Annotated in this window: 13 protein-coding genes and 1 tRNA gene; 9 read left to right on the forward strand and 5 right to left on the reverse strand. The window is 51.7% G+C overall.

The annotated features are described in order from the left end of the window. Positions 1-73: 73 nt before the first annotated feature. The 4 genes from RT644_RS08210 to yejF are packed head-to-tail and all read left to right on the forward strand — an operon-like array spanning position 74 to position 5608. The gene (locus tag RT644_RS08210) at positions 74-1882 is read left to right on the forward strand and encodes an extracellular solute-binding protein (RefSeq protein ID WP_313626344.1); all 1809 of its coding nucleotides are present in this window, start codon (positions 74-76) and stop codon (positions 1880-1882) included. 9 nt (positions 1883-1891) lie between these two features. Then, entirely contained in the window at positions 1892-2992 is a 1101-nt protein-coding gene (locus RT644_RS08215) for a microcin C ABC transporter permease YejB (protein ID WP_017458542.1), read from the forward strand. Continuing rightward, positions 2992-4017, forward strand: coding sequence for an ABC transporter permease (locus RT644_RS08220; RefSeq protein WP_097407140.1), 1026 nt, complete (start codon positions 2992-2994; stop codon positions 4015-4017). The genes RT644_RS08215 and RT644_RS08220 overlap by 1 nt, the downstream gene beginning before the upstream one ends. Position 4018: 1 nt before the next feature. Beyond that, positions 4019-5608, forward strand: a complete 1590-nt coding sequence (gene yejF / locus RT644_RS08225; RefSeq protein WP_313626345.1) for a microcin C ABC transporter ATP-binding protein YejF — start codon at positions 4019-4021, stop codon at positions 5606-5608. Position 5609: 1 nt separating this feature from the next. Here the strand turns inward: yejF and RT644_RS08230 are convergent, their stop codons facing one another. The 3 genes from RT644_RS08230 to rsuA all read right to left on the reverse strand — a co-directional run bounded on the left by RT644_RS08230 (position 5610) and on the right by rsuA (position 8205). Further along, positions 5610-5954: a YejG family protein gene (locus tag RT644_RS08230; protein WP_020454413.1), complete on the reverse strand. Its 345-nt coding sequence runs from the start codon at positions 5952-5954 to the stop codon at positions 5610-5612. 335 nt (positions 5955-6289) lie between these two features. After that, positions 6290-7483, reverse strand: a complete 1194-nt coding sequence (locus tag RT644_RS08235; protein WP_313626346.1) for a Bcr/CflA family multidrug efflux MFS transporter — start codon at positions 7481-7483, stop codon at positions 6290-6292. A 14-nt stretch (positions 7484-7497) separates the two neighbouring features. Then, entirely contained in the window at positions 7498-8205 is a 708-nt protein-coding gene (gene rsuA / locus RT644_RS08240; RefSeq protein ID WP_160269436.1) for a 16S rRNA pseudouridine(516) synthase RsuA, read from the reverse strand. 149 nt (positions 8206-8354) lie between these two features. Between rsuA and RT644_RS08245 the strand changes: the two genes are divergently transcribed. Beyond that, the gene (locus tag RT644_RS08245; protein ID WP_097407137.1) at positions 8355-10115 is read left to right on the forward strand and encodes a DEAD/DEAH box helicase; all 1761 of its coding nucleotides are present in this window, start codon (positions 8355-8357) and stop codon (positions 10113-10115) included. A gap of 123 nt (positions 10116-10238) precedes the next feature. Continuing rightward, positions 10239-10523 carry a 50S ribosomal protein L25 gene (gene rplY, locus RT644_RS08250; protein ID WP_017458549.1) on the forward strand — a complete coding sequence of 95 codons (285 nt, stop codon included), beginning with the start codon at positions 10239-10241 and terminating at the stop codon, positions 10521-10523. Positions 10524-10749: 226 nt separating this feature from the next. On the opposite strand, the gene yejK is transcribed toward rplY, so the two are convergent. Further along, positions 10750-11757, reverse strand: a complete 1008-nt coding sequence (yejK, locus tag RT644_RS08255; protein WP_020454417.1) for a nucleoid-associated protein YejK — start codon at positions 11755-11757, stop codon at positions 10750-10752. A 133-nt stretch (positions 11758-11890) separates the two neighbouring features. Here yejK and RT644_RS08260 point away from each other — a divergent pair, with 133 nt between their 5' ends. The 3 genes from RT644_RS08260 to RT644_RS08270 all read left to right on the forward strand — a co-directional run bounded on the left by RT644_RS08260 (position 11891) and on the right by RT644_RS08270 (position 14050). After that, entirely contained in the window at positions 11891-12118 is a 228-nt protein-coding gene (locus RT644_RS08260) for a YejL family protein (RefSeq protein WP_017458551.1), read from the forward strand. A gap of 18 nt (positions 12119-12136) precedes the next feature. Continuing rightward, the gene (gene yejM, locus RT644_RS08265; RefSeq protein ID WP_313626347.1) at positions 12137-13897 is read left to right on the forward strand and encodes an LPS biosynthesis-modulating metalloenzyme YejM; all 1761 of its coding nucleotides are present in this window, start codon (positions 12137-12139) and stop codon (positions 13895-13897) included. Between the two features lie 76 nt (positions 13898-13973). Further along, a tRNA-Pro gene (locus RT644_RS08270) sits at positions 13974-14050 on the forward strand. 543 nt (positions 14051-14593) lie between these two features. Here the strand turns inward: RT644_RS08270 and RT644_RS08275 are convergent. After that, entirely contained in the window at positions 14594-16639 is a 2046-nt protein-coding gene (locus tag RT644_RS08275) for an ATP-binding cassette domain-containing protein (protein ID WP_313626348.1), read from the reverse strand. Positions 16640-16645: the final 6 nt, after the last annotated feature.

Below are 16645 nucleotides of genomic sequence, written 5' to 3' on the forward strand. Positions count from 1 at the left end.
CCAGGCCTCCCTTATTATTCAACGATAAGTAGTTAGCGAGCCTGTCGCGTTGCAGGTTAAAGGAACACACCGGATGAAGTTTGTGCGCATTTCAGCTTTATTGCTGGCTTTTGTCGGCCTGACATGTCAGGCGCAAACCATAAAAGAGAGCTACTCATTTGCCGTTATTGGCGAACCCAAATACGCGATTAATTTTTCCCATTTTGATTACGTCAATCCCGCCGCGCCTAAAGGCGGTAACGTCACGCTGTCCGTCATTGGCACGTTTGATAACTTCAACCGCTACGCATTACGCGGGAACCCAGCGGTGCGCACTGAAGCGCTCTACGACGCCCTGTTTACCACCTCGGACGATGAGCCCGGGAGCTATTACCCGCTGGTCGCGGAAATGGCGCGCTACGCCGATGATTATTCGTGGATGGAGATCAGCATCAATCCGCGGGCAATATTTCATGACGGTTCACCGATCCGCGCCAGCGACGTCGCCTTTACCTTTCAGAAATTTATGACCGAAGGTGTGCCGCAGTTCCGCCTGGTCTACAAAGGCACGACCGTCAAAGCTATCTCGCCGCTTACCGTGCGTATTGTGCTGGCCAAACCGGGTAAAGAGGACATGCTCAGCCTGTTAACGCTGCCCGTTATGCCGGAGAAATTCTGGAAAGATCATAAGCTGAGCGATCCGCTCGCCCGCCCGCCGCTGGGCAGCGGCCCCTATCGCATCAGCACCTGGCGCATGGGGCAATACATTGCCTATACCCGCGTTCGCGATTACTGGGCGGCAAATTTACCGGTAAATCGGGGGCGCTGGAATTTCGACAACATTCGTTATGACTACTACCTCGATGACAATGTGGCATTCGAGGCGTTCAAAGCAGGCGCTTACGACCTGCGCAGCGAAGGCGATGCGAAAAACTGGGCGACGCGCTATATCGGCAGCAATTTCAGCCGGGGGTATATCGTTAAAGATGAGCAGCCAAATATCTCCGCGCAGGATACGCGCTGGCTGGCATTCAACACCACGCGGCCGGTATTTAGCGATCGCCGCGTGCGCGAAGCGGTGTCGCTGGCCTTTGATTTTGAATGGATGAACAAAGCGCTGTTCTACGGGGCATACAGCCGCGCCAACAGTTATTTTCAGAACACCGAATATGCTGCGCGTAATTATCCTGACGCCGAGGAACTGACGCTTCTGGCGCCGCTTAAAGCACAGGTGCCGCCGGAAGTATTTACCTCCATTTATTCGCCCGCGAAATCCAACGCGGACGGCTATGATCGCGAAAACCTGTTGAAAGCCGATAGATTGCTCACTGAATCCGGCTGGATACTGAAAAATCAGCAGCGCGTTAATGCCAAAACCGGCCAGCCTTTAACCTTTGAACTGCTGCTGCCCTCCGGCGGCAATACGCAGTGGGTTTTGCCGTTTCAGCACAACCTCGCGCGGCTTGGCATCAATATGGATGTGCGCCAGGTCGATAACTCGCAGGCCACCAATCGTCTGCGCCGCCGCGACTATGACATGATGCCGAGTCTGTGGCGCGCGCAGCCGTGGCCGAGCGGCGATTTGCAAATCTCCTGGAGCTCGCAATACATTGACTCTTCGTATAATGCTGCCGGTGTCAAAAACCCGGCGGTCGATAACCTGATCGAGCAGATCAACCGCTGGCAGGGAAACAAAGAGAAGTTACTTCCGCTTGGACGCGCGCTGGATCGCGTGCTGACCTGGAACTATTACATGCTGCCAATGTGGTACATGGCAGCCGATCGCGTCGCCTATTGGGATAAGTTTTCCATGCCTGGCATTCGCCCCGTCTACTCCCTTGGGTTTGACACCTGGTGGTATGACGTAAACAAGGCGGCGAAACTGCCCGCTGCCAGACGTTAAGGAGAAGAGATGGGCGCGTATCTCATTCGCCGGTTATTGCTGATCATCCCTACGATTTGGGCAATTATCACCATTAACTTTTTTATCGTGCAGATTGCTCCCGGCGGCCCGGTCGATCAGGCTATTGCGGCTATTGAGTATGGCGACCAAAGCAACCTCCCCGGTAGCGGCGGTGGCGGAATGGGTGCCACACATGCACGCACAGGCGTCGGCGATGCGTTGAGCAATAACAGCCACTATCGCGGTGGTCGCGGCCTTGATCCGCAAGTCATTGAAGAGATCAAAAAGCGCTACGGTTTTGATAAACCGATGTACCAGCGCTATTTCAAAATGCTGTGGGATTATGCGCGTTTCGACTTTGGCGACAGCCTGTTTCGCAGCGCGTCGGTGTTGCAACTGATTAAAGACAGCCTGCCGGTTTCGGTGACCATTGGCCTGTGGGGCACGCTAATTATCTATCTGGTGTCGATTCCTCTTGGCATTCGCAAAGCGGTCTATAACGGTAGCCGCTTTGATAGCTGGAGCAGTGCGCTGATTATTGTCGGCTACGCGATTCCACCGTTTCTGTTTGCCATCTTGTTGATTATTTTCTTCGCGGGAGGCAGCTATTACGACTTCTTCCCGCTGCGCGGGCTGGTGTCGACCAATTTCGACACGTTGCCGTGGTATAAGCAAATCACCGACTACTTGTGGCACATCGCGCTACCGGTGCTGGCAACAGTGATTGGTGGTTTCGCCGCGCTGACCATGCTGACCAAAAACTCCTTCCTTGATGAGATCCGTAAGCAATATGTGGTAACCGCGCGCGCCAAAGGTGTCAGTGAGCGCAATATTATGCGCAAACATGTGTTTCGTAACGCCATGCTTCTGGTTATTGCCGGTTTTCCGGCGACATTTATCAGCATGTTTTTTACCAGTTCGTTGCTGATTGAGGTGATTTTTTCCCTGAACGGGCTGGGGTTGTTGGGTTATGAAGCCACCGTCTCACGGGATTACCCGGTAATGTTTGGCACACTCTATATTTTCTCTTTGATCGGCCTGCTGCTGAATATCCTCAGTGATATCACCTATACGCTGGTGGATCCGCGCATCGATTTCGAGGGGCGCTGATGGTTCAATTAAGCTACATCAATCGGGCGCGCTGGGCGCGTTTTCGCCATAACCGCCGCGGCTACTGGTCGCTGTGGATTTTCCTGGTGATTTTTATTCTGAGTCTGTGCGCCGAACTGGTGGCTAACGATAAGCCTCTGCTGGTGCGCTATCAGGGACAGTGGTTCGCGCCCGTGGTGAGAGATTACAGCGAAAGCGATTTTGGCGGCCCCCTGGCTACACCTGCTGATTATCAGGATCCGTGGCTGCAAAAGCAGCTTGAAGAGCACGGCTGGGTGCTGTGGGCACCGGTGCGTTTTGGGGCGCGCAGCATCAACTACGCCACCACGCAGCCCTTCCCTTCCCCGCCTTCGGCGCAAAACTGGCTCGGTACCGATGCGAACGGCGGAGATGTGCTGGCGCGACTCCTTTACGGCACGCGCATCTCGCTACTGTTCGGTTTAATGCTGACTCTCTTTTCCAGCGTTATCGGTATTCTGGCCGGTGCGGTACAGGGTTATTACGGCGGTAAAATCGATCTACTCGGACAGCGCTTTATTGAAGTCTGGTCAGGATTACCGACGCTGTTTTTAATCATCTTACTTTCGAGTGTGATCCAACCTGGCTTCTGGTGGCTTCTCGGCATCACGGTGGTGTTCGGCTGGATGACGCTGGTGAGCGTCGTGCGGGCCGAATTTCTGCGTACGCGTAATTTCGACTATATCCGCGCCGCGCAGGCCATGGGTGTTGGCGATCGCGGCATTATCCTGCGTCATATGCTGCCCAATGCAATGGTTGCCACCCTGACATTCCTGCCGTTTATCCTTTGTGGCTCGATCGGCACGCTCACCTCGCTCGATTTCCTCGGCTTTGGTCTGCCGCTCGGTTCACCGTCGCTCGGCGAATTGCTATTGCAGGGCAAAAATAATTTACAGGCACCGTGGCTGGGTATCGCCGCGTTTGTTTCTACCGCGCTGCTGCTTTCGCTGCTGATTTTTATTGGCGAAGCCGTACGCGACGCGTTTGACCCCAATAAGGCGGTGTAAAATGGCGACTCCCCTGCTCTCTGTCGATGCGCTGAGTATTGCCTTTCGCCAGCGTGATACGCTGCATACTGTCGTTAATGACCTCTCCTTGCGGATTGAGGCGGGCGAAACGCTGGCGCTGGTGGGCGAATCCGGTTCCGGTAAAAGCGTTAGCGCGTTATCGATCCTGCGCCTGCTTCCCTCACCGCCGGTGGTTTACCCTTCCGGCGATATCCTGTTTCATGGCGACTCGTTGTTGCATGCCAGCGAAAGAACCCTGCGCGGCGTGCGCGGCAATAAAATCGCCATGATTTTCCAGGAGCCGATGGTTTCCCTGAACCCGCTGCATACGCTGGAAAAACAGCTCTATGAAGTGCTCTCGTTGCATCGTGGTATGCGGCGTGAAGCGGCGCGGGCAGAAATGCTTGATTGCCTGGATCGCGTGGGCATCCGCAACGCCCGCGCACGATTGAGCGATTTCCCGCATCAGCTTTCCGGTGGTGAGCGCCAGCGCGTGATGATCGCAATGGCGCTGCTCACGCGTCCCGAACTGCTGATTGCCGATGAGCCGACGACCGCACTTGATGTCTCCGTGCAGGCGCAAATCCTGACGTTATTGCGCGAGCTGCGCGATGAGCTGAACATGGGGCTGCTGTTTATCACCCACGATTTAAGCATTGTGCGTAAGCTGGCGGACAATGTGGCGGTGATGCAAAACGGCCGCTGTGTCGAGCAAAACAGTGCACAGACCTTGTTCAGCGCACCGGCGCATCCTTATACGCAAAAGCTGCTCAATAGCGAGCCCAGCGGCGAGCCCGTCGCCCTTCATCCTGATGCACAGCCCTTGTTACGGGTTGAAAATCTCGCCGTTAGCTTCCCAGTCCGCAAAGGGATTTTTAAGCGCGTGGTGGATAACAACACGGTGGTGAAGGACATTAGCTTTACGTTGCGCCCCGGTGAAACGCTCGGTCTGGTGGGGGAATCCGGTTCGGGGAAAAGTACCACCGGCTTAGCGTTGCTGCGTCTGGTGGCCTCGCGCGGGACGATCCTGTTTGATAATAAACCGCTGCATCAATGGAACCGCAAGCAGATGCTGCCGGTACGCCATCGTATTCAGGTGGTCTTTCAGGATCCGAACTCGGCCCTGAATCCCAGGCTCAATGTGCAGCAAATTATCGAAGAGGGGCTGCGGGTGCATCACCCGGAGCTCTCACGTGAACAACGCGAACAACGTGTGATCGAGGTGATGCGTGAAGTCGGGCTGGATGCCGAAACGCGGCACCGCTTCCCGGGTGAGTTTTCCGGCGGCCAGCGCCAGCGTATCGCTATCGCCCGTGCGCTGATCCTCAAGCCTGAGCTGATTATTCTCGATGAGCCGACATCGTCGCTGGATCGCACGGTGCAGGCGCAAATCCTCGCACTGCTGAAAGCCTTACAGGAAACCTACCGGCTGGCGTACATCTTCATCAGCCACGACCTGCAGGTTGTGCGCACCTTGTGCCATCAAGTGATTGTGCTGAAAGAGGGTGAAGTGGTGGAACAAGGAGAGTGCCGACGTGTGTTTGATGCGCCTGCACAGGCGTATACACGCCAGCTTCTGGCATTAAGCTAAATCAGAAAGGATTTTGTCCTGAGAAGGGTTCCGCGATGGCAACACCGAAATTTTTCAGGCGGCACGTCGCGGCGAACTCATCCTCGCAGTTGACGAACAGGCACGGTTCCCCTTCGCACTCAAGCACGGAGCAATTCACTTCGATATCGCTCAGCGCCTGGCTGAGCTTGTGCATGACGGGCCATGCGTTGTCGCCATCCGGACTCAACAGTTTTAAGGCGACAAGCGTGTCGTCCGCTGCCTGACCATTTTGCGGAATCGGTTCAACTTTGGCACCTGCAAAACCATCTAACCAGCGATAGGACTGGGGCAGACGGTGGATGATGGAGAGCTGTAATGTATTCACGTTCTTTCCCCGGAAGTACTTTTACTTCACAAATATTTCACACTTATATTAACACACTATTGACAATTCATCATGTCGACCACACAGAAATGAACGCATCCCGCGTGGCGTGTGGGGTAGTCACTCATTTATCAGGATTTTATGGGTAAGCGACAGGCCCGGTTTCGGGGTATATGTACCCGTTTCTGCGATCTAACTCAACCTTTTTCACTACAATGATGTGACTTTTTACACGAATAGATTTTACATAAAATAAACAAATGCGTGTAAAGGTAAGTTGTTTCTGGTTGACATGTATCAAAAAAGGGAGCGTTTTTGCTCCCTGTTCAGGCGGGTTATGCCGATTTTTTCGCCCGGCTGGCGTAGAGATAGAAGAGAATCGAGCAGGTAGCGCAGAAGGTAATTGACCAAATCATCGGCCAGGCGGTGTTAAAGGTCGCCATCGACAGCAGCGCCCCCACAATGGCGCCAATGCCAAAACGGAACGTCCCCGCCAGTGATGATGCCGTTCCCGCCATGTGCGGAAACTCATCCAGGATCACCGCCATCGCGTTTGAAGCCACCAGCGCAACGCAGCCGACAAACGCCGCAACGCCCAGCACCAGCGACCAGAAACCGACATCCAGCAGCGCCGTCACCACCATCCACAACGCCATGGCAAATTGCACCCACAGCCCGCTGCGGAACATGTTTAAGGCACCAACACGGCGAACGATGCGACCATTAATCATCGTCGTCACAAACAGGAACACAATGTTCAGCGCAAAGTAGTAACCAAAGTCCTGCGGTGAGATATGGTTAATTTCAATATAGACAAACGGCCCGGCGCTGAGAAAAGAGAACATACCGGCAAAGCTGAAACCGCTCGCCAGCATATAGCTCAGTACGCGTCTATGGCGAAACAGCGACGCGAAGTTGCCAAGCGTGGTGCGGAAATGGAATTTTTGCCGTTTTTCAACCGGAAGCGTTTCGCGGATAAAAAAGACAATCATTGCCGAGACCAGCAATGCGGCAATCGCCAGGATCCAGAAAATGGCGTGCCAGTTGAACCAGACCAATACCGCGCCGCCAATCATCGGGGCCAGCAGCGGCGCAATGGTGGTCACCAGCATGACAAACGACATCATGCGGGAGAACTCTTCGCGTGGGTAAATATCGCGCATCAGCGCGTTAATCACCACGCTTGCCGCTGCCGCCGCAAGACCATGAAAAAAGCGCATGGTAATCAACTGCTCAATGCTCTGTGCCAGGGCACAGGCAACGGCAGCGGCGGCAAAAACCAGCGTGCCGCCGAGAATAACCGGCTTACGCCCGATGCTGTCGGCCATCGGCCCGTATAACAACTGACCGACCGCAAAGCCCAGAATATAGGTACTCAGCGTCATCTGCGCGCTGCCCGCCGGAACGCCAAACTGTTCGGCAATCACCGGCAGCGCAGGCAGATACATATCGATGGATAACGGCATCAGCATGGCCAACAGACCAAGGATAAACACAATGCTCAGTGATGAGTGTGGCCTGCGGGTCACGTAAATCTCCTGAATTAGCGGGGTGGCATGCCAACGCTGGCAATTTCATCTTCGGTTAATGGCCGGTATTCGCCCGGTTCGAGATCCGCATCAAGCGCAATCGCACCAATGCGTTCACGGTGCAGGCCCACAACATGGTTGCCAACGGCAGCGAACATCCGTTTTACCTGATGGTAACGCCCCTCGCTGATGGTCAGACGCACTTGTGTCGGCGTGATAACTTCCAGCACCGCTGGTTTGGTGAGATCTTTTTCATTATGCAACTGTACGCCACGGGCAAACTGCTCAGCGGTGTCATCTGCGACCGGCGATTCAAGCGTCACCAGATAGGTTTTTTCGCAGTGATGGCGCGGCGAAGTAATGCGGTGCGACCATTGACCATCGTCGGTCATCAATACCAGACCGGTGGTATCAATATCCAGGCGCCCCGCCGCATGCAGCTTATGCGCCACCGGCTCATCGAGGAAATAGAGCACCGTCGGGTGATCCGGATCGTCCGTCGAGCAGACGTAACCTTCTGGCTTGTGCAGCATAAAGTAGCGCGGGCCATTTTGCTGAACGAGGGAATTGCCGTCGTATTCAACCTCGTGTTCGGGTTGCAGTTTAAAGGCGGTATCTCTGACGATCTCACCATTGACCGTAACGCGCTGGCCGCGGATTTCACGCCCGGCAATAGCGCGGCTGACGCCGAGTTGCTGAGCGATAAACTTATCAAGTCGCATGAAATTTTTTTGCCTGTATGGTGCTGGGTGCGGGCAATGCGCCCGAAAACAGAAATGAGTACCCAAACAGTATAACGAGCATCACAGACCGCTCAAAGGAAAGATTCGTGGCATACTGTGCAGTGTGAATGTGTAACCCCTGCGAGATAATGACTTTTACCTTACGCCCCTATCAACGCGAAGCCGTGGACGCCACCCTCGCCCACTTCCGTCAACATGCCGAACCTGCGGTCATTGTGCTGCCCACCGGTGCAGGAAAAAGCCTGGTTATCGCCGAACTGGCGCGGCTGGCGCGCGGGCGTGTATTGGTGCTGGCACACGTTAAAGAGCTGGTAGCGCAAAACCACGCGAAATATGTCGCGCTTGGGCTGGAGGCCGATATTTTCGCCGCCGGGCTTAAAAGCAAGCAGAGCCACGGCAAAGTGGTGTTTGGCAGCGTTCAGTCCGTTGCGCGTAATCTGGCGCAGTTTCAGGGCGAATTTTCCCTGCTGGTGGTCGATGAGTGCCACCGCATCGGCGACGACGATGACAGCCAGTATCAGCAAATCCTCAGCCATTTGCGCGAAGTGAACCCTCACCTGCGTTTGCTGGGCCTGACGGCGACACCTTTTCGCCTCGGTAAAGGCTGGATTTACCGCTTTCATTATCACGGCATGGTGCGCGGTGATGAAAAAGCGCTGTTTCGCGACTGCATTTATGAACTGCCGCTGCGCTACATGATTAAGCACGGCTACCTGACACCGCCGGAACGGCTGGATATGCCGGTAGTGCAGTACGATTTCAGCCGTTTGCAGACGCAAAGTAATGGCCTTTTTAGCGAAGCGGATTTGAACCGCGAACTGAAAAAACAGCAGCGCATTACGCCGCACATTGTTAGCCAGATTGTCGAATTTGCACAGACGCGCAAAGGGGTGATGATTTTTGCCGCTACGGTCGAACACGCGCGCGAGATAACCGGCTTGTTACCTGCCGATGATGCGGCGCTGATCACCGGTGAAACTCCCGGTCCACAGCGTGATGCCTTAATCGAAGCCTTCAAAAATCAGCAATTTCGCTTTCTGGTAAACGTAGCGGTACTGACAACCGGCTTTGATGCACCGCATGTGGATTTGATAGCTATTCTGCGCCCGACCGAATCCGTCAGCCTGTATCAGCAAATTGTTGGCCGCGGCCTGCGCCTCGCGCCAGGAAAAACCGACTGCCTGATCCTGGACTACGCGGGCAACCCGCACGATCTCTACGCTCCGGAAATCGGTGCGCCAAAAGGTAAAAGCGATAATGTGCCGGTGCAAGTGTTCTGCCCGGCGTGCGGTTTTGCCAATACCTTTTGGGGAAAAACCACCGCCGACGGCACGCTGATTGAACATTTTGGTCGCCGCTGCCAGGGCTGGCTGGAAGATGATGACGGCCACCGCGAGCAGTGCGATTTTCGTTTTCGCTTTAAAAACTGCCCGCAATGCAACGCAGAAAATGATATCGCCGCCCGGCGCTGTCGCACCTGCGATACAGTGCTGGTCGACCCGGACGATATGCTAAAAGCGGCGCTGAAACTGAAGGATGCGCTGGTGCTGCGCTGTAGTGGTATGACGTTGCAACAGGGCACGGATGATAAAGGCGAATGGCTGAAAATCACCTATTACGATGAAGATGGTGCGGATGTCAGTGAGCGCTTCCGCCTGCAAACCGCCGCACAACGCACCGCCTTTGAACAACTCTTTATTCGCCCCCACACTCGCACGCCAGGCGTGCCACTGCGCTGGATTGTCGCGGCGGATATCGTGGCGCAGCAGGCGTTGTTACGCCACCCTGATTTCGTCGTCGCGCGGATGAAAGGCCAGTACTGGCAAGTGCGGGAAAAAGTGTTCGATTATGAAGGCCGTTTCCGGCGGGCACATGAATTACGGGGATAAACGCGCTTTTGATTGATGTATCGAACATTCAGGGATAGAATACCGCCCGCTTTTGCATCCGCAAAGCCGATCATCTGCCTGTTGCTGGGTCGCCTGTAACAGGATTATTTAAGAGAGATTCAAATGTTTACTATTAACGCAGAAGTACGTAAAGAGCAGGGTAAGGGTGCGAGCCGCCGCCTGCGCACAGCGAACAAGTTCCCGGCTATCGTTTACGGTGGAACTGAAGCGCCAATCGCTATCGAACTGGATCACGACAAACTGTGGAACATGCAGGCGAAAGCTGAGTTCTATAGCGAAGTTCTGACCATCGCTGTTGATGGCAAAGAAGTAAAAGTGAAAGTTCAGGCTGTACAACGTCACCCGTACAAAGCCAAACTGACTCACATCGACTTCGTTCGCGCTTAATCGCCGACAAGTTGAAGAAACCCCGCTCCGGCGGGGTTTTTTTATGCCTGCTCGCTATCGATAAGCGGCTGGCCCGCCCATACGCGAATAATCCTCTTTCACTGCCAGCTCGCATTTAAGCTGGTTGAGCAATGCTCGCGCGCAGTCATGTGAAATCGATACCCGGGTTAACGGCTCCCGTGGGGCGCATGGCAGAAAACCTGCCCACACGGGCAGGTTCAGAGGATCACTTCCCGCCGGTCAAGCGGCGTTGCAGCTGGTCACGCAAATTCGGCGGCGTGCCTTTAATGGTCAGCGTATCGGTCGCCGGATCCCAGAAAATGCGCTCGCCAAGAAGTAACGCATCGAAATTGATGGTCAGGCCACCGCCGCTACCGGCATATTTAGTCAGCTGACGCAGCGTGCTGCGATCCGCCGGGAAACTCTCTTCCAGCTCGTAGCCCTGACCTGCGGTGAACTCCTCGAAACTGACTTCACTCACCCCTGCCAGCTCTTTGGAGAGCGACGCCAGTTCAATCTCTTCGCCCGCCTGCAACTGCTCATTACAGTAGGTGTAAACCTGCTGGCGTACCGTCTGGCGTTCTGATTTATCCAGCTCCGCCTGAGCGGTAAAATCGTCCACCGCTTGCAACAACCCGCGGTTTTGCGCTTTGGCGTTCAGCCCTTCACTGGCGCCGAGGAAATCCATAAAGAAGTCGGCGACTTTTCGCCCTACCCGGCCCTTCAGGAATGTCAGATAGCGGGTCGACTCTGGATTGGTTTCCCACTCCGTGAGATCGATACGTGCAACGATATCCGCATGATTAATATCCAGATAGTGTGTAGAGCTGATATCCAGATGTTCATTAACGCGCATGCTGCTTAAGTTGTTCAGCACGGCGATCAGCAGATACTCCACCGCCAGGTATCGGTAGTGGCAGAAAAGCACAATACCGCCATCGGCGAACGGATATTTTGCCAGTTCATCACGTAAGCGCCCGGTTGCCGCACGGCTGAAGGCCAGAAATTCCTCTTCGCCCTGGCGCTGCAGACGCAGCGCTTGCGCCAGCTCGCTCTCATCGTTAAACAGGCCGTAGGCTTTATTTTTCGCACTGTAAACCCGGTGCAACTCAGCGACCATCTCTTCGACAGGCGCGGTTGGTTCCAGCAAAGAATCGCGCAGCACCAGTTCGAGGGTTTGCTCATCACGTTTGATAAGCTGGTGCAGGGCAATCTGGTTGATGTCCAGACTCATGATAAACTCTCCTTTTAGACCGGCGGTATTCAACCACCACCAACGCGACTGTGCAACTGCTGATAAAAAAGCAGAAAAAAAGCTGTTGCTACGGTAATATGTTGCCCTTTCATGAACAGACTGATTTCGATTTATGCCACAAATCTCCCGCTACAGTGATGAACACGTTGAAAAGCTTCTGAGTGAGCTGGCTAACGTACTGGAAAAACACAAAGCACCGACCGATCTCTCCCTGATGGTGTTGGGCAATATGGTGACGAACCTGATTAACACCAGCGTCGCCCCCGCACAGCGTCAGGCTATCGCGAAGTCTTTCGCGCAGGCGTTACAATCGTCCATCGGCGACGACCAGGCGCATTAAGGGAAATAGCGACAGTTTATGGTGACCAATCGTCAGCGCTACCGTGAAAAAGTCTCCCAGATGGTAAGCTGGGGGCACTGGTTCGCGTTGTTCAACATTCTGTTGTCCATCGTGCTCGGTAGCCGTTATCTGTTTGTTGCCGACTGGCCGACCACCCTCTCCGGACGTATTTACTCCTACCTGAGCGTGGTCGGGCATTTTAGTTTTTTGGTTTTCGCCACTTACCTGCTGGTGCTGTTTCCACTGACATTTATTGTGATGTCCCAGCGGCTGATGCGCGTATTGTCAGCGCTGCTGGCGACCGCCGGCATGACGCTGTTGCTGATAGACAGCGAAGTCTTTACCCGTTTTCACCTGCATCTCAATCCGATCGTCTGGGAACTGGTCATTAACCCTGACCAGAATGAAACCGCGCGTGACTGGCAATTAATGTTTATCAGCGTGCCGGTGATCCTGCTGATTGAGATGTTATTTGCGACCTGGAGTTGGCAGAAACTGCGCAGCCTTACCCGGCGTCGCCACTTTGCCAAACCGTTGGCCGCTTTTTTCTTCGTCGCCTTTATTGCCACTCACGTGATGTACATTTGGGCCGACGCCAATTTCTATCGCCCCATCACCATGCAGCGGGCGAATCTGCCACTCTCCTACCCAATGACCGCACGTCGTTTTCTGGAAAAACACGGGTTATTGGATGCGCAGGATTATCAGCGACGCCTGGTGGAGCAAGGCAACCCGGAAGCGGTATCGGTACAGTATCCGCTAAGTGATTTGCGTTACCAGGATATGGGGTCCGGCCAGAACGTATTGCTGATTACCGTCGACGGTCTCAACTACTCACGTTATGAGAAACAGATGCCGCAACTGGCGAGCTTCGCCCAGCAAAACGTCACGTTTACGCAGCATATGAGCTCTGGCAATAGCGCTGATGGCGGCTATTTCGGTCTGTTTTATGGCATATCGCCAAGTTACCAGGATGGCGTGCTGTCAGCGCGTATTCCGGCGGCGCTTATTACCGCTTTGAACCAGCAGGGTTACCAACTGGGGTTGTTCTCTTCCGACGGTTTTAGCAGCCCGCTCTATCGCCAGGCACTGTTATCTGATTTTTCGTTGCCCGCGGCAAAAGTGCAGAGCGATGAGCAAACCGCCGACCAGTGGATTAGCTGGCTGGGGCATTATGCGCAGGAAGATAACCGCTGGTTCTCGTGGATTTCGCTAAACGGCACCGCGTCTGTTGATATGTCGCAGCCCGGCTTTGCCCGTAAATATGGCAAAGCCGCTGCCAGTGTCGATGATCAGATTGCACGGGTGCTGGATGCCCTGCGCGCCTCCGGTAAGCTTGATAACACGGTGGTGATCATTACCGCCGGACACGGCGTTCCGGAAAGCAAAGATGGCAACCATTTTGACTGGTCACGTAGCCGGTTGCATGTACCGCTGGTCGTGCACTGGCCGGGAACGCCTGCGCAACGTGTTAGCAAGTTAACGGATCATAAAGACATTATGACCACGCTGATGCAGCGTCTGCTGCATGTCAGCACGCCGGCAAGCGAGTATTCACAAGGTCAGGATCTGTTTACCGCCACGCGTCGTCATAACTGGGTAACCGCTGCGGATAGCGACGAGCTGGCGATTACCACACCGGAAATAACGCTGGTGCTGAATCAGAATGGGAATTACCAGACCTGGAATGCGCAGGGTGAGAAAATTCGCGATCAGAAACCGCAACTCAGTTTGCTGCTGCAGGTTCTGACGGATGAAAAACGTTTTATCGCTAACTGATTGATTAATTATGAATCACTCAGTCTGCCCTTAGCTTGCATTCAGCCATGAAAAGGGTAGTATTAGCGCCACATGTCGGCACGTAGCGCAGCCTGGTAGCGCACTGTCATGGGGTGTCAGGGGTCGGAGGTTCAAATCCTCTCGTGCCGACCAAATTACAATATGGTGTGGTTCATTTCAGACCATAGACCTCGATAAAAACCGCATTCACACTGTGTTTGCGGTTTTTTTTCATTCATAGCAGTTCAGTCTGATACATTTACAGCCAGGTATTTTAGTTATCCGTTTTGTTATATATCCACGAAATAGCAATGAGCTGTAGTGCGTCGTTTCAAAGAGACCAGCCTCACGGCAGACATCTTTCACTGTTCATCCGGCTTCAACCATCCTGGACACAGTGATGATCTGATGCTCAGTAAAACGGGCTTTACGCATAGCGCGCGCCTTCGTTGGCAGAATGAGTATGCAGGAAGCTTTCTGAAAATGAATGGGTCAATTATGCCAGGTACTCACACTAAGACCCTGTATAGCACAAACCCTGCGTTTTTGTAGGCCCGCAATTGACTCTGGTCTATGGTCTAATTCCTTGCCAATAATACATCTTGAAAAGTATTACCGTTTTTGAAATACCTAAAAGTTAAAAAGAAGCTGGCCATAAGCCAGCTTCTTTTCAGATAGTTACCGCATGCATAACGGTCAATGATTATCCAGGTCAATAACATTATCAAACAGGGATAACGTTTTAACGTCATGGGTAGATAATACAATCGTTTTATCACTGGTCATTAAAGAGTCTAATGCCAGCATAGCACTTTTTTCATCGAGATTAGCGGTCGGCTCATCGAGCAAAATAATAGATTTAGATGAAAGTAATGCCCTGCAAAGCATCAATCGTTGTAATTGACCGGAAGAGAGAACGGGATTACCTGGCGATATTTTAGTGTACAACCCTGCAGGCAAAGATGTAATTACCTCCAATAAACCAAATTTCCTCAACATTTCGCGGCAATCACGTTCATTAGCCTCTCCACCACTATACCAGACGATATTATCATAAATCGTGCCGTTAAATACGATAGAGCCTTGTGGAAGATAATACACATTGGAATAAAAAAGATGCAGGTCATCTTTATTTATTTTTTGACCATCTATAATGAAATCACCGTTTTCTGGCTTATATAATCCAGCCAATAATTTCAATAAGGTGCTTTTCCCGGCACCGGAAGTTCCTATTACAGCGGTCCTGGAATGCAACGGTATTTCAATAGTTAAATTTTTAATAATTGCACTATCGGGTCCATAACCAAATTGTAGATTCTGGACACAAACTGATTCTTTAATTGTAGAATGCTGACGAGTAATGTCGATTTCTTTGTAAGATAACATATCTTTTAATCGCTCATCAGAAACCTTTTGCAGTTTCTGTGCAACGCAACATTGATAGAATTGATTGATGCTATCCATCGCAATCCGTCTGAAAAACCAAAAGGCAATCACATTTCCGTAAGATATATGTAATTCACTTATGCTATAGAATGAGATCCACAAAAACAACATTGAATCAATGTTACTCAGAAATGAAAATATTGCATTCTGTCTAATATCGGTAGAGCTTACCTTTTTGTATCGATGAAACAACACTTCAAGTAAATGATTATACCTTCCAAGAATGCCAGTGCTTAGCTCACCAGATCTAATAGCCTGGATTCCATTTATTGTTTCAAGGTTAAATGTTTCAATATCCGAAACACTTTCCTCAAAACTTTTTGCAAATGACTTTTTGATACCTGCAAAGTAATAACTAACGCAACCAAAAATTGCCATAGTTCCGATTGAAAGGATCGACAAAACAACATTTAGCCATAACATTATACATAGAGTTATAACTGTTATAGTCAGTGCCTTATATTTATCATTAAGAATTTTTTCCCTGTTCAGAATAGCCATTCCAATGGAATTAATCCGCTGATTAATATCAGCAGAAGATCGTCGTTCAAAGTAAGAAATATCTTTCTTCAATAACCTCTTAAACAATGAAGGTTTATATTTGGTTGCTGCATTTATCGCTGCATTTAAACCATATTTGTTACTAATGTATTGCAGGAATGATATAAGACAAAACAGCAGAATCATTCCCATAAACATAATATTGATCTGTTCATCTACAAAGAAATGTTGATCTTTCGATATAAATGAGAACAGCATCGGCGTAATCAAAGAAAAGAGCGACAAAAATATTGCCAGTAAACATCTTTTCATGATCCCCGGGAAAGAGAGTTTTTCTAGCCACCCACTTTCACTTCTAATTTTACCCGAGCTTTTTTTATCCTTATATAATGATTCATCAATGATCAAGCCAAACCCCGTTGCCGATAATTCAAGTTCTTCGGCCGAGATCATTAGCCTGCCAGTAGCAGGGTTTAAAACCTGAAAGAAGGCACCGTGATGACTATATACATAAACATAATGATTTCCGCCATAATGCAATATACATGGAACGGGTAAATATTGAATGCTACTAACATCAAATTTAACCGGTAAGGCCTCATACCCGTATGATTTAAGTATAGTAACTAATAAATCGAGGGACGTACCATCACCGCCACCCCATTTATCACGTAAGTCATTTAATGTAGTATTTTCACCTAAGGTATTGAGCATCATGCAAGCACATGCAAGCCCACACTCGGATATTTCTCCTTGATAAACCATTTCAGGAGAAGAATAATATTTGTCTTTCATAATATT

Origin of the sequence: Kosakonia sp. (assembly GCF_032104925.1) — a bacterium.
Lineage (GTDB): Bacteria > Pseudomonadota > Gammaproteobacteria > Enterobacterales > Enterobacteriaceae > Kosakonia.

Coding starts and splice junctions, on each gene's coding strand:
- RT644_RS08210 (WP_313626344.1), top strand. CDS start 74: ATGAAGTTTGTGCGCATTTCAGCTTTATTGCTGGCTTTTGTCGGCCTG.
- RT644_RS08215 (WP_017458542.1), top strand. CDS start 1,892: ATGGGCGCGTATCTCATTCGCCGGTTATTGCTGATCATCCCTACGATT.
- RT644_RS08220 (WP_097407140.1), top strand. CDS start 2,992: ATGGTTCAATTAAGCTACATCAATCGGGCGCGCTGGGCGCGTTTTCGC.
- yejF (WP_313626345.1), top strand. CDS start 4,019: ATGGCGACTCCCCTGCTCTCTGTCGATGCGCTGAGTATTGCCTTTCGC.
- rsuA (WP_160269436.1), bottom strand. CDS start 8,205: ATGCGACTTGATAAGTTTATCGCTCAGCAACTCGGCGTCAGCCGCGCT.
- RT644_RS08245 (WP_097407137.1), top strand. CDS start 8,355: ATGACTTTTACCTTACGCCCCTATCAACGCGAAGCCGTGGACGCCACC.
- rplY (WP_017458549.1), top strand. CDS start 10,239: ATGTTTACTATTAACGCAGAAGTACGTAAAGAGCAGGGTAAGGGTGCG.
- yejK (WP_020454417.1), bottom strand. CDS start 11,757: ATGAGTCTGGACATCAACCAGATTGCCCTGCACCAGCTTATCAAACGT.
- RT644_RS08260 (WP_017458551.1), top strand. CDS start 11,891: ATGCCACAAATCTCCCGCTACAGTGATGAACACGTTGAAAAGCTTCTG.
- yejM (WP_313626347.1), top strand. CDS start 12,137: ATGGTGACCAATCGTCAGCGCTACCGTGAAAAAGTCTCCCAGATGGTA.
- RT644_RS08275 (WP_313626348.1), bottom strand. CDS start 16,639: ATGAAAGACAAATATTATTCTTCTCCTGAAATGGTTTATCAAGGAGAA.